At 63.9% G+C, this 12,748-nt stretch carries 14 protein-coding genes and 1 tRNA gene; 8 read left to right on the top strand and 7 right to left on the bottom strand.

What is annotated here, in order from left to right; all coding sequences use genetic code 11:
• Positions 1 to 39 precede the first annotated feature (39 nt).
• Positions 40 to 357 (bottom strand): hypothetical protein, encoded by a 318-nt coding sequence (locus tag ACJJVH_RS17230; protein ID WP_112801419.1) that lies wholly within the window; start codon positions 355 to 357, stop codon positions 40 to 42.
• Between the two features lie 231 nt (positions 358 to 588).
• On the opposite strand from ACJJVH_RS17230, the gene ACJJVH_RS17225 reads away from it, so the two are divergent.
• Positions 589 to 678 (top strand) — tRNA-Ser (locus ACJJVH_RS17225).
• 190 nt (positions 679 to 868) lie between these two features.
• Here the strand turns inward: ACJJVH_RS17225 and ACJJVH_RS17220 are convergent.
• Entirely contained in the window at positions 869 to 1,765 is an 897-nt protein-coding gene (locus ACJJVH_RS17220; protein ID WP_412064417.1) for an SDR family oxidoreductase, read from the bottom strand.
• Between the two features lie 93 nt (positions 1,766 to 1,858).
• Here ACJJVH_RS17220 and ACJJVH_RS17215 point away from each other — a divergent pair, with 93 nt between their 5' ends.
• Complete coding sequence (locus ACJJVH_RS17215; protein ID WP_412064416.1) at positions 1,859 to 2,752, top strand: helix-turn-helix transcriptional regulator; 894 nt, start codon at positions 1,859 to 1,861, stop codon at positions 2,750 to 2,752.
• Positions 2,753 to 2,829: 77 nt separating this feature from the next.
• On the opposite strand, the gene attM is transcribed toward ACJJVH_RS17215, so the two are convergent.
• Entirely contained in the window at positions 2,830 to 3,621 is a 792-nt protein-coding gene (attM, locus tag ACJJVH_RS17210; protein ID WP_412064415.1) for a quorum-quenching N-acyl homoserine lactonase AttM, read from the bottom strand.
• Positions 3,622 to 3,749: 128 nt separating this feature from the next.
• Here attM and ACJJVH_RS17205 point away from each other — a divergent pair, with 128 nt between their 5' ends.
• Positions 3,750 to 4,631 carry a LysR substrate-binding domain-containing protein gene (locus ACJJVH_RS17205; RefSeq protein WP_412064414.1) on the top strand — a complete coding sequence of 294 codons (882 nt, stop codon included), beginning with the start codon at positions 3,750 to 3,752 and terminating at the stop codon, positions 4,629 to 4,631.
• 85 nt (positions 4,632 to 4,716) lie between these two features.
• On the opposite strand, the gene ACJJVH_RS17200 is transcribed toward ACJJVH_RS17205, so the two are convergent.
• Positions 4,717 to 5,910, bottom strand: coding sequence for an MFS transporter (locus tag ACJJVH_RS17200; RefSeq protein WP_412065190.1), 1,194 nt, complete (start codon positions 5,908 to 5,910; stop codon positions 4,717 to 4,719).
• A gap of 226 nt (positions 5,911 to 6,136) precedes the next feature.
• On the opposite strand from ACJJVH_RS17200, the gene ACJJVH_RS17195 reads away from it, so the two are divergent.
• On the top strand, positions 6,137 to 6,589 hold the full coding sequence (locus ACJJVH_RS17195; RefSeq protein WP_112801428.1) for a winged helix-turn-helix transcriptional regulator: 453 nt from the start codon (positions 6,137 to 6,139) through the stop codon (positions 6,587 to 6,589).
• A 49-nt stretch (positions 6,590 to 6,638) separates the two neighbouring features.
• Here the strand turns inward: ACJJVH_RS17195 and ACJJVH_RS17190 are convergent, their stop codons facing one another.
• The 3 genes from ACJJVH_RS17190 to ACJJVH_RS17180 all read right to left on the bottom strand — a co-directional run bounded on the left by ACJJVH_RS17190 (position 6,639) and on the right by ACJJVH_RS17180 (position 8,890).
• Entirely contained in the window at positions 6,639 to 7,520 is an 882-nt protein-coding gene (locus ACJJVH_RS17190) for an NAD(P)/FAD-dependent oxidoreductase (protein ID WP_113385970.1), read from the bottom strand.
• Positions 7,517 to 7,969, bottom strand: a complete 453-nt coding sequence (locus ACJJVH_RS17185) for an RrF2 family transcriptional regulator (RefSeq protein ID WP_412064413.1) — start codon at positions 7,967 to 7,969, stop codon at positions 7,517 to 7,519. The genes ACJJVH_RS17190 and ACJJVH_RS17185 overlap by 4 nt, the downstream gene beginning before the upstream one ends.
• Positions 7,970 to 8,140: 171 nt before the next feature.
• Entirely contained in the window at positions 8,141 to 8,890 is a 750-nt protein-coding gene (locus ACJJVH_RS17180; protein ID WP_412065189.1) for a sulfite exporter TauE/SafE family protein, read from the bottom strand.
• 98 nt (positions 8,891 to 8,988) lie between these two features.
• On the opposite strand from ACJJVH_RS17180, the gene ACJJVH_RS17175 reads away from it, so the two are divergent.
• From ACJJVH_RS17175 to ACJJVH_RS17160, 4 genes are all read left to right on the top strand, one after another.
• Entirely contained in the window at positions 8,989 to 9,870 is an 882-nt protein-coding gene (locus tag ACJJVH_RS17175) for a LysR family transcriptional regulator (protein WP_412064412.1), read from the top strand.
• 86 nt (positions 9,871 to 9,956) lie between these two features.
• Positions 9,957 to 10,757, top strand: coding sequence for an alpha/beta fold hydrolase (locus ACJJVH_RS17170; protein WP_412064411.1), 801 nt, complete (start codon positions 9,957 to 9,959; stop codon positions 10,755 to 10,757).
• 136 nt (positions 10,758 to 10,893) lie between these two features.
• Positions 10,894 to 12,015, top strand: a complete 1,122-nt coding sequence (locus ACJJVH_RS17165; RefSeq protein ID WP_113423891.1) for an alkene reductase — start codon at positions 10,894 to 10,896, stop codon at positions 12,013 to 12,015.
• A complete protein-coding gene (locus ACJJVH_RS17160) occupies positions 12,012 to 12,740 on the top strand; it encodes an SDR family NAD(P)-dependent oxidoreductase (RefSeq protein WP_412064410.1) in 729 nt (242 codons plus the stop codon). The genes ACJJVH_RS17165 and ACJJVH_RS17160 overlap by 4 nt, the downstream gene beginning before the upstream one ends.
• Positions 12,741 to 12,748 lie beyond the last annotated feature (8 nt).

The following is a 12,748-nucleotide window of genomic DNA, read 5'->3' as shown; positions in this document are numbered from 1 at the left end:
CCCTCGATGGCACAGGCCGGAAGGCGCTCCGCCGCCCCGTCAGACGCTGAAGCGGCCGGCTACGGGCTGGCGTTTGTAGGCCGCCATCCAAAGGAGCAGCGAGATGACCAGGAAGACGGCGAAAGCCGGCTGAAACAGCAGCCATTGCATCACCGTGTCGTAGAACTGGGGATGGACGTAATAGGCGATCGCCGAACGCAGCCGTGCCAGCGACGAGGGGCTGACATCATTCCACGCATCGCCCATCGGGGTCAGCACCACGGCGGACGCCGCGACGGATTGAATGGAATCGATGGTGCCGGCAATGACCGCCACGACGAGCGCGACGAGGCTGGCAAAACGCAGCAGGAAACGCATGAACCCCTCCGGATACACATTACGCCCGGCCTTTTCAGGCCGACCGGTCTTAGGCCGCCACATCTTTCTCCTAGATAATTTGCGCGCGAAACAAGCGCAATGGGGATGAGAAACAGAGTTTTGCATCGACAAGTCAAAAATCTGTCAGATTCGGGTTGATTGCGCGAAATTCATCGGTATATATCGCGCCGTTCCGACGATTTGCTTCCTGACCGGGTGCGAAACGCCAAAGGACAGGTGGCCGAGTGGTTTAAGGCGCACGCCTGGAACGCGTGTGTACGTGAAAGCGTACCGAGGGTTCGAATCCCTCCCTGTCCGCCATATATATTTCTGCCCAATCGCTGTTTTCTCGAGATCCCGCATCTTGCCGGCTATCTACCGTTCTTGATCGGAAACCTGCGTTCCCGGCTCCTGCAAGCCAAAAGACCCGACCAGTGAATCCGGCCGGGCCTTGGGCCACGCGGCCCGTCTGATTCCGATCCGCGAGTGGATCGGAGTCATGCAATGAAGATCACGCCTCGGGAACCTGCAGTTCGGCGAGATCGGCGAGCAGCGTCGGGCCGGTGGGATTCCAGCCCAGCTTCTGCCGCGTCTGGGCGCTGGAGGCCGGCATGTCGTGGCCGGCGAACATGGCAAGCCAGCCGAAATATTGCCCGGCCTCCTCCTTGCCGATGGATTTGACCGGCAGGTTCAGGCGCCGGCCGATAACCTCGGCGATATCGCGCATCGCGACCCCCTCCTCGGCGACGGCGTGATATTTTGCGTTCGGCTCGGCGCGCTCGACGACAAGGCGATAAAGACGGGCGACGTCGGAGAAATGCGCCGCCGGCCAGCGATTGCGCCCGTCTCCGACATAGGCGCAAACGCCCTTTTCCCGATACATATGGATCAAGGGAGTAATCAGCCCCTGCGAAACCGGATCATGCACCTGCGGCAGCCGCACCACCGAGACGTTGACCCCGATCTCGCCGGCAAGGGTCGCAGCTTCCTCGGAGGCCGCACGGGGATGCGTGTCGGAGCCGACGGTCGCATTGTCTTCCCTGGCAGGCTCGCCCGGCACCGTATTGGCGATCGGTGTTCCGGAAGTGATGACAAGCGGACGCGCCGAGCCGGCAAGCGCCGAGGCCAGCGTTGCGATGACGCGGCGATCGTCTTCGCAATTCGCCGCAAATCTCGAGAAGTCGTGATTGAAGGCGAGATGGATGACGCCGTCCGATTGCGAAGCGCCGCCTTTCAGGATTTCCATATCCTCGAGCGTTCCGTGAAGGACGTCCGCGCCGGCAGCGGCCAGCGCTGCCGCCTTCTCCTGCGAGCGGCAGAGGCCGAGCACCTGATGGCCGGCCGCAATCAACTCCCTGACGACGTTCGAGCCGACGTTTCCCGTAGCGCCGGTAACAAATACACGCATGAGCACAGTCTCCTTATTTCGCTGGAGACAAATTTGGGCCTATCGTTTATTCTGGTAAAGTAGTGATCTTATCATAGTAAAAGCACTAACAGGATGACCGATCTTCCCGACACGGAAAATCTGCTCGGAACCTATCTGAGGGACCGGCGCGCCAGGCTTGATCCATCCGTCCTCGGCTTTGCGCGGGAACGGCGCCGGACACCGGGGCTGCGGCGCGAAGAGGTGGCGCAGCGTGCCAATATCAGCCCGACATGGTATACATGGCTGGAACAGGGGCGCGGCGGCGCACCGTCTGCCGACGTGCTCGACCGCATCGCCCGCGCGCTGATGCTGACGGAGGTGGAGCGGGAGCATCTGTTCCTGCTCGGCCTCGGCCGCCCGCCGGAAGCGCATTACCGGAAGAACGACAGCGTGACGCCGCGGCTGCAGCGCGTGCTCGATGCCCTCGAGCCAAGCCCCGCCCTCATCAGGACCGCAACCTGGGACGTCATCGCCTGGAACCAGGCCGCCACCATCATGCTGACGGACTACGGCTCCCTGCCGCCGGAGGAGCGCAATATCCTGCGGTTCATCTTCCTCGATCCGCGTGCCCGCGCGGCGCAATATGACTGGGAAAGCGTGGCACGCTTCGCGCTGGGCTCATTCCGTGTCGATGCGGCGCGCGCGGGTGCTGCGGCACAGATCGAGCCCTTCGTCGCCGAACTCTGCCGCATCAGCCCCGAATTCCGGGCCATGTGGCGGGATAACGACGTCCGCGGCATACATGGCGAGGCCGTCAAGCACATACGTCATCCGGTTCTCGGCCCGCTCGCCTTCGAATATTCGGCCTTTTCGGTGGATGGACGGACGGACCTCAGCATGATCGTCTACAATCCGGCAACGCCCGACGATGCCGAACGGATCAGGTCGCTGCTGCCGCGGCAGCAGGCGGCAATGGAGCCGGAAAGCGATGCCGGTCTTGCCATTCAAGCCGCAGCCGGGCCGTGAAAATGGCCGGCCGGCAGCCGCGCATCTGCTTTCGCGACGTGCCGCATCGCCCGCTTGGGAGGACGCCAGGTCGGCCCTCAATCGTAATAGGCCGGCGCCTGTTTGAACCCGGGCCAAGCCTCCGGATCATGCCCTGTGACCACCACGGCATCTGTCTGTCCGGCAAGCATGCGTAGCTTGCCTACCGATCGCACCGTGTCGACGGCGGAAGCCATGAACCCGGGGAGAGCCTTTTCGTTCCAGTGATCCAGCGTATAGGCGGCGTCGGCCGCCAGCAGAATTGCACCGGATTTCGGCAGCCGCACCAGAAAGGATTGGTGGCCAACGCTATGGCCTGGCGTGAAAACCATGCGCAGCGCCCCGTCGCCATAGAGATCGTAGCCGTCGGTCGCGTCACCCTCCAGAAAATGCCATTTCAACCCGGGACGGTCGAAGTCCCGGCGTACATAGGCGCCGGCCGCAAACCAGTCCGGCGTGAAGGCATATTCATATTCGCGGCGCTGGACGATGTGGGTCGCATGGGGAAAACGGCCAATGGCGCCGCTGTGGTCGGAGTGCAGATGCGACAAGACGACGAAGCGGACGTCCTCGCGAGAAATGCCGAGCTTCGCCAGCTGCGCGACGCATCCCTGCTCTTCGAGCATGACAGGCTGATAGCTGTCGACGGCATCGCCCCAATAGGCGCGTGGGTCGGCAAGCCCCTCGACCGCGAGGCCGCCATCGATGACAACGTTGCCCTTCGGGTGCGTCAGCAGAAACCAGGGCACGGGAATTTCATAGGAGGCGCCATTTCCCTGGTTCATCCTGATGTCGTGGAACCTGCACCGCTGGGTGCCCGATTGAAACATGTAAAGCCTGATATCGCTCATGAGTCTGACCTGCGAATTTCGATTGCGCGCCTGAATACGCGCTAACCTTTCGGCGACCCAATCACCAGACGTTATTATCCACTTACATTTATCGGCCATGCCGATATATTATCGACATGGATTTGTTGATGGCGATGCGCGTCTATGTCAGGGTGGTGGAACGGGGCAGCATGTCGGCGGCCGCCCGCGACCTCGGCATGGGCCAGCCCGCCGTCAGCGAGCGCATCGACCGGCTGGAGCAATATCTCAACACAAGGCTGCTGCTGCGAAACACGCGCAAGCTTTCCGTCACCGATGTCGGAGCCGCCTTTTACGAACGCAGCAAGCTGGTTCTCGAAAGTGCAAGCGACGCCCTGGCCGTGGCCAGCGCCGACCAGCCGCTGCGCGGCACGCTTCGCATAGCCGCGCCTCACGGCCTCGGCGAGGTGATCCTACCCTCGATCCTGCTTCAGGTGCGCGTGCGTCATCCGCAGCTCAAGATCGAGCTGGTGCTCAACGACAGGATCGTCGATCCGGTGACGGAGGGCGTCGATATTTCGCTGCGCCTCGGCGAAATCGGTGAAGGCAACTTCATTGTGCGAAAACTCGGCCATATCAGCCGCGTGCTGGTGGCATCGGCAGGCTATCTCGGCCGGCACCGGGCGCCGGCAAAACCCGATGACCTTGCCGACCACCCCTTCCTACGGGTCTCCGGCCTTTTCAACAACGGCCGGCTTCCGCTGATCGGCCCGGATCAGCAAACCGAACTCGCCGCCATCGACATCGCCGTGAGCACGAGCCACTGGCGGCCGCTGCACAGCCTGTTGCTCGATGGAGCTGGCATCGGCGTCCTGCAGCAACCCGTTTGCAGCGAGGATCTTGCCAGCGGCAGGCTGGTGCGTCTGCTGCCCGGATTTGCGGTGCCCGGCTTCGATCTGCACGCGCTTTATCCGACGATGAAACCCGTTCCGCCCCGCATCCGGACGATATTGTCACTGCTGGAATCGCAATTGCCGGCAGCTCTCGGCTAGATTTGGAAATCGGTGGCTCCCGCCATCGCAAGGTGGCTCTCCGCCAGCGTTACCCGCACAAGCCAAGCCCAGCTTGCGGCGGAAACTAACCCTTTCCCTGATCGACGCCCTGCGTCGCCATCCCGGGCGTTGCCCGCAGGGTCAGCGCCCAGAAAAGGAGCGTCGCCAGGCTGATGGCCATGCCGGACAGGCAGACGCCCGGCCAGCCTGCGTGAGCGTAGATGATGGTCGATGTCGATGAGCCCGCGGCGCTGCCTATGGAGTAGAAGACCATATAGGCGGCGGCCAGCCTGTTCTGCGCGTCCGGTCGAACGCGGTAGATCATGCCCTGATTGGTGACGTGGGTGGCCTGCAGGCCGAAATCGATGACGAGCACGCCGAGAATGAGCCACAGGATCGAACGATGGAGCATCGAAATCGGCAGCCAGGCGACGAGCATCAGCGCGAGCGCGATGCCGGTCGTACGCTGGCCATGGCCCCGGTCGGCCCAGCGCCCTGCCCGCACGGCGCCGAGCGCGCCTGCCGCACCGGCAAGACCGAACAGGCCGACTTCGGTATGCGACAGCGAATAAGGCGGCGCGGTCAGCGGCAGGACGAGCGGCGCGAGAAGCGTGGTGATATTGGCGAAGATCAGCATGGCGATGACGGCGCGGATGCGCAGGACGGGTTCTTCCGCGAACAGGACGCCAAGCGAGCGGATGAGACCGAAATAGGAAAGGCTGGTGTGCGGTCTTTGCTGGTGCGGCAGCGCACGCCGGAGGAGAAACGCGATTGCCAGCGTCAGCACGGCAGAGACGATATAGACCGTTCGCCAGCCGGAAAGATCTGTCAGCGCTCCCGCGACGCTGCGCGCCAGGAGAATGCCGAGCACGATACCGCTCGTGACCATGCCGACGATATGGCCGCGCTCGGAAGGATGCGCCAGGCTGGCGGCATAGGCGACCAAGGCCTGTGTCACCACCGCCAGGAATCCGACGGCGGCCATGGCGCCGAGCAGCATGGCCGCACTGGACGAAAAGCCGGCGCAGACGAGTGCCGCGGCGCTCAGCAGCGATTGCACAATGATGAGCTTGCGCCGGTCGACGAGATCGCCGAGCGGCACCAGCAGGATCAGGCCGAGCCCATAGCCGAGCTGCGTCGCGCCGACGATCAGGCCGGCGACCGTGCGCGACAGCTTGAGGTCGTCAGCCATGACATCGAGAAGCGGATGGGCGAAGTAGGCATTCGCCACGGCAAGGCCGCTGGCCGCGGCAAAAAGGAAAATCGTGGCAGGCGTCATCGATGGCCCACCCTCCCCGGAGAAACCGGCGCTTTCGAGCGCGCCCTTCGGCACGGGACGAAGACACGCAGCATCGTTCGCGCTGCCGGCCGGCGGCGCGTCCTGATCGATCGTCATTGCAAAACTCCCGATTCTTCGGTTTAATAATGAAACCATCAACCGGGTAACATCGTTGGTTTAATAATGCAACCATTCTTGCCGACAAAAGACCAGGAGAGCTGAGCGAATGGTGGCGCGAAAAAGCCTGAAAGGCGATTACTGCCCCAGCGCCCGCTCGCTCGACGTCATCGGCGACTGGTGGTCGCTGCTGATCGTTCGCGATGCCTTCGACGGGCTGACCCGCTTCGGCGAATTTCAAAAAAGCCTCGGCATCGCCAAGAACATTCTGACCGAGCGCCTGCGGTCTCTGGTGGCAAGCGGCATCCTGGAGCTGGCTCCCGCCAGCGAAGGCGGCGCACGCATGGAATATCGCCTGACCGCGATGGGGAAGGATCTCTTTCCGGTTATGGTGGCACTGCGGCAATTCGGCGAACGCCATCTCTTCGCGCCGGCGGAAGATCATTCGCTGCTGGTGGATCGCGCCAGCGGACAGCCGGTACAGCTTGAAATCCGGGCGCAGGACGGACGCCGCATAGGCCCGGACGAGGCGCTGATCCTGAAGGTGCCCGAGGAGAAATAGGGCAAAGGTGCCGGAACTCGGCGGGCAAAAGCACCCGCCGGAGCCGACCTTAAAACACCAGCGAGCGGTGTAACTGCGCACCCGCCCAGGCGCCGTCACCCACGGCCAGCGACACCGAATGCGGTACGCGCGCAGCGTCGCCGCAGGCGAAAGCGCCCGACACCGTGGTTTCCTTCATGGCGTCGGTCCGGATCTGGGTGCCGAAGGGCGTCTCTTCGAGAGCGCAGCCGAGCCGCGCGGCAATCGGGCTCGACGGCGCATTGCGCGACGCGGTGAAGAGCCCGGCAAACCGCAGCAGGCGTCCGTCTGCAAGCCGCACATCGGCAGCTCCCTCGAGCCTTGCGACCGGCGTTTCCTCGATTGCCACGCCACGCGCAGCCAGATCGGCGCGCTGTGCCGCGTCCGGAGCAAACGAACCGTTGAGAAACAGCGTCACCTCGCCCCATTCCGGCAGCAACTGCGCCTGATGCAGCGACAACGGTCCGGTGGCGATGCAGCCGATGCGGCCCTGATCGAGCTCGTAGCCATGGCAATAGGGGCAATGGAAGACGCTCCGGCCCCAACGCTCGCGCAGTCCGTCGATCTCAGGCAATGCATCGGAGACGCCGGTCGCGAAAAGCAGGCGCCGGGCACCGTGGCGTGCACCGTCTGCCGTGGTCACGACGAAGGCATTCTTCTCGCCCTCGGCCTGCTCGGCCGTGCCTTCGGCCCAGGCCAATGTCGGGTAGGCGGAAAGCTGGGCGCGCGCCTTGCGGGCGATCTCGCCGGGATTGACGCCATCCTGACCGAGAAAGCCGTGGGACTCCTCGGCAAAACGATTGCGGCGCTTGCCGGCGTCGATCACCAGCACCTTGCGCCGCGCACGAAGAAGCTGGAGGGCGGCTGCCATTCCGGCATAACTGCCGCCGATGACGATGACATCATGGGTCACGATAATTCATTCCTTTCCGTGCGCCATCGCGCATGACGCCGCGCAAACTCGGCAGCGAGATCGGCAAGCGTGACGGCCTCAAAACGCTGGAGCAGCAGCGCCTCCGCTTCCGCAAAGGCATCGTCGAGCACCGAATTGACCGATTGCTCGACAAGGCATTCCGGCGTCTCGTTGCGATTGCCGATGGCGAAGACGGCCGGTTCGCCGAGCGCCTCGTGCAGCTGGCGCAGCGTCACCGCCGCGAGATCGGCGGCGATCGTCCAGCCGCCGGTATGCCCCTTGGCGGAACGCACGATACCCACCTCGCGCAGCATGCCCATGGTACGCCGTACCACGACGGGATTGGTGTGCATGCACTGCGCCAGGGTTTCGGATGTCACCGGCGTATCCTGCTCAGCCATATGGAGCAGGGCGTGGAGAACGGAGGAAAGTCGACTGTCGCGCTTCATGTAACTTCAATTATTACGATTCGTTGCGGCATGCAAGGCCGATGCCGCCGATCCTGTCGGCGAGCGCCTTGCTTTTTTGAACGCGTGAGGCGCGCCGCAATTGGCAACGGCCGCAACGGGAAGTCGAATGCAGCCACCAGCCTGAAGCAGTTCCAGGAAAAGGCGGGCGCTCTAGAAAACGCACTTCACCACCATCTCGGCACCCAGCAGGAGAAGGCACAGCAGAAACCAGCGGCGGAAGGTCGCCGGGCTGATGCGGTTGCGAACGAGCTGGCCGGACCACATGCCGGCGAGCGCCGGCACAATCGCCAGCGCAGACAGCGCGAAATTATCGAGGCGGAAGGCGCCGTGCCATGCGAGCGCGCCGGCCAGCGCCACCGTGGAAACGGTGAAGGAAAGGCCGAGCGCCTGAACCAGCTCTTCCTTCTCCAGCCCCAGCGCCTGCAGAAAGGGCACTGCCGGCACGACGAAAACGCCGGTCGCGCCGGTCAGCAGGCCGGTGATCAAGCCGACGACCGGCGATAGCAGCGGCTCCAGCGTCGGAGGCATATGGAGCTGGCGGGCAAGCAAGGCGTGGCCGGCATAGACGATGAGCGCCCCACCCAGCGCTCCCGTCGTCAGCCGCGTGTCGCCGGCGGCCAGAAGATATGAGCCGGCAAAGGTTCCGACGATGACGGCAAACACCAGCAGGAAAAACCGACGCACGAGCGCGCCGAAGCTCGGGCCTGCCAGAAGCTGCCAGACATTGGTGACGAAGGACGGAACGATCAGCAGGCTCGCTGCCGCGAGCGGCGAAATCAGGATGCTCAAGACACCCATCGCCACGGTCGGCAGCCCCATGCCGGTCACGCCCTTGACCATGCCGGCGACGAAGAAGGTGACGGAAATTGCGGCGAGAAGCGATATCGAATGATCCATGATATCCCCTCCCTAGCAAATACGGGGCTGGGGACAATGCGGATGATGCGAAGGCAGCCTTCGGCTATCCCGAAGGCTGAATATGCGATACTTTCCAATCCATGCGTTTCGACCTGACCGACCTTCGCCTTTTCCTCGCCGTCGTCGATGCCGGCAGCATTACTCATGGCGCGGCCGATGTCGGCCTTTCGCTGCCGGCCGCCAGCGAGCGGCTGCGCCACATGGAGGCGAATGGCGGCGTAAGCCTTCTTGAACGCGGGCGACGCGGTATCCGTCCGACACCGGCCGGAGAGGCATTGGCCCATCATGCCCGGCTGATACAGCGGCAGCTCACGCAGATGCGCGGCGAGCTCGGCGAACACGCAAGCGGCCTGCGGGCAACCATCCGGCTCGTGGCCAATACCGCGGCAATCGTGGAATACCTGCCGTCACGGCTTGTGGACTGGATGACTAGGCATCCGCGAACCGATATCGACCTCAAGGAGCGGCAAAGCATCGAAATCGCGCGGGCCATTTCAGCCGGGCACGCCGAAATCGGCATCCTGTCCGACGCCGTAGACACTTCCGGCCTGATATTGCGGCCCTTCGCGATCGATCGGCTGGTGGCGGTCGTGCCTCGCGATCATGCACTCGCCGGCGCAAGGCAGGTCGCTTTCGCGGATGTCCTGCACGAGCATTTCGTCGGGCTTGCGGGTGGAGCGCTGCAGGACCACATCGACGCGCAGGCGGCCCGGCTCGGCGCCCGATTGAAGATGCGGGTGCGGATGAGAACATTCGAGAGCATCTGCGAGATGGCCGGCCGCGGCATCGGTCTCGGCATCGTGCCCGAAACGGCGGCGCGTCGTTGCAGCCGGTCCGCAAGGATTGCAGCGTTGCGCCTCACCGACAGCTGGGCCACGCGCCGGCTTTCGATCTGCACGCGCTCCCTCGACGACTTGCCGTCGCCGGCGCGGAATCTTTTCGAGCATTTGGCAGGGTCGTGAGCGTTGCGCCGTTGGAAAAACGGCGTGGGATCGAATAATCTCGCCACATGGCCGTCTGGAGGGGACGGGCGCAATGGGAGGTGGATATGGAATTTCGCGACGACGAGCTTCATCGCTTCGAAGCCGAGGGCGCCGCACCCTTGCCGCGTGCCGAGACGGAGGGCCATGCCGATCACGACGGCGCGCGGATATGGTATGCATCCTACGGCAGGGGCAGACCGGTCATCCTCCTGCATGGCGGGCTCGGAAACAGCGGCAATTGGGGCCATCAGGTGCCGGCCCTGATCGATGCCGGCTACCAGGTTGTCGTCATCGACAGCCGCGGCCACGGCCGCAGCACGCGCGACGAGCAGCCCTACAGCTACGAACTGATGGCATCCGACGTTCTCGCCGTCATGGACCGGCTGAAGATCGGCAAGGCAGCCATTGCCGGATGGAGCGACGGCGCCTGCACTGGCATGATCCTTGGAAGAACCCATCCGGAGCGCGTGTCCGGCGTCTTCTTCTTCGGCTGCAACATGGACCCGAGCGGCACCAGGGAATTCGTGCCGACACCCGTCATCGAGCGCTGTTTCTCCCGCCATACGAAGGATTATGCCGCCCTGTCGGCTACGCCCGACAAGTTCGATGCCTTCGTCGGGGCCGTCGGCCTGATGCAGCGGACGGAGCCGAACTATGCCATTCCCGATCTCGCCGATATCCATGTGCCTGTCGCCATCGTTCACAGCGAGCACGACGAGTTCATCAGGCGCGAACACGCCGATCATCTCGTGCGGCACATTGCCGGGGCGGAGCTGATTCTTCTGTCTGGCGTCAGCCATTTCGCCCCGCTGCAGCGGCCGGCGCAGTTCAACGCCAGCCTCCTCGGCTTCCTCGCAAGGATCTGACCTCGGATTCGGTTGCGCACGTCCGATTGTTGGAATAAATGATGAACATCATCTTATTCGAACTCCCGAGACCGAATCGCCGCTGAAAGGCCCTTCCGCCCCGGGGACCAATATTGGCTCCAGGCAGGAGAATTTTATGACAGCCACTTTATTTTCGCCGCTCGCCGTCGGCCCTCTTCAGCTCGCGCATCGAATCGTCATGGCACCGCTGACCCGCATGCGGGCGAACCAGCCGGGCAATGTCCCTTCCGCGCTGAATGCCGAATATTATGCCCAGCGTGCAAGCGAGGGCGGCCTGATCATTTCCGAAGGATCGCAGATTTCCCGCTCCGGCCAGGGCATGCCGGCAACGCCGGGCATCCACACCGACGAACAGATCGCCGGCTGGAAAGCGGTGACGGATGCCGTTCACGGCAAGGGCGGCAGGATTTTCCTGCAGCTCTGGCATGTCGGCCGCATTTCCCATTCGTCTCACCAGCCGGGCGGTGCCCCGCCGATTGCCCCTTCGGCGATTGCCGCCAAGGGACAAGCCTTCACCGCTTCGTTCGAGCGCGTGCCTTTCGAGACGCCGCAGGCGATCGATATCGACCTGATGCCGCTGCTGCTCGACGTCTATGCGCAGGCAGCGGCCAATGCCAGGCAGGCCGGCTTCGACGGCGTCGAGATTCACGGCGCCAACGGCTACCTGATCGAGCAATTCCTCCAGACGCGCACCAACCAGCGCACCGACCAGTATGGCGGCTCGATCGAGAACCGCACGCGGCTGCTGCTCGAGGTCGTGGAGGCGGTTTCCGATGTCTGGGGTTCGGATCGCGTCGGCGTCCGCCTCTCGCCCTTCGGCGTTGCCAACGACAGCGGCGAGGACGACCCGTTGCGTCTCTACGGCCATGTCATTCGCGAGCTGGACCGGCTCAATCTCGCCTATCTGCATCTGATCGAGCCGCGCGCCAGCGGCGCCGGCCAGGCCGAGGTCGACCACAAGAACGTGCCGTCGGCCGCCGAACTGTTCCGGCCCGCCTGGTCGGGCACGCTGATCGCCGCAGGCAACTTTCAGCCGGACACCGCCGAAGCGGCCCTCGCCGCCGGTCATGCCGATGCCATCGCCTTCGGGCGGCTGTTCATCGCCAATCCCGACCTGCCGGAGCGTATCCGCCGCGGGGCGCCTCTCAACGCCTATCACCGTCCCACATTCTATGGCGGCGGCGTCGAGGGTTACACCGATTATCCAACGCTGGATGTCAGGGAGGCCGCCGAATGAGCACGCCGAGCGCCATCATCGTCGGAGTGGGAGCGGAACGGGGCCTGGGTGCGGCACTCTGTCGGCTTCTCGCGGATAAGGGCTATCATGTCGTCATTGCCGGCCGGACACCGGCGAAAATCGAGCAGGTGGCGGCTGCCATCGACGCATCCGGCGGCAGCGCCGAAGCCATCGAAACGGACGCGACGGATGAGGCGGCAGTCATCCGGCTCTTCGAACACGCCTTTGCGGCGCGAGCCGACATTGCTCCGCCCGATTTCATCGTCTTTAACGCCGGCATCAACCGCCCTATCGGCTTTCGCGACGTGACAGCCGCACAATTCGAGGAATTCTGGCGCATCTGCTGCTTCGGCGGCTTCCTTGTCGGCCGCGAGGCGGCGCGTCACCTGGCGCCGCTCGGCCGCGGCACCGTGATCTTCACGGGCGCTTCCGCCAGCCTGCGCGGCAAGGCGGGCTTCGCGCAATTCGCCGCCGCCAAAGCCGGCCTTCGCATGATCAGCCAGAGCATGGCGCGGGAATTCGGCCCCCTCGGCCTGCATGTCGCCCACACCATCATCGACGGCGGCATCGATGGAGAACGCTTGCGCTCGCGCCGGCCGGATGTCGATGCCGATGGTCTCCTGAATATAGATGCCATCGCCGAGAGCTATTGGCATATCCACCGCCAGCATCCTTCCGCCTGGACTCAGGAGCTCGATCTGCGGCCTTACAAGGAAAACTTCTAGGGAAGTGA

It is taken from the genome of Rhizobium sp. SYY.PMSO, assembly GCF_046840415.1.
GTDB lineage: Bacteria > Pseudomonadota > Alphaproteobacteria > Rhizobiales > Rhizobiaceae > Rhizobium.
Note: the sequence above shows the minus strand (reverse complement) of the source record. Positions and strands in the feature narration are given on the sequence as shown.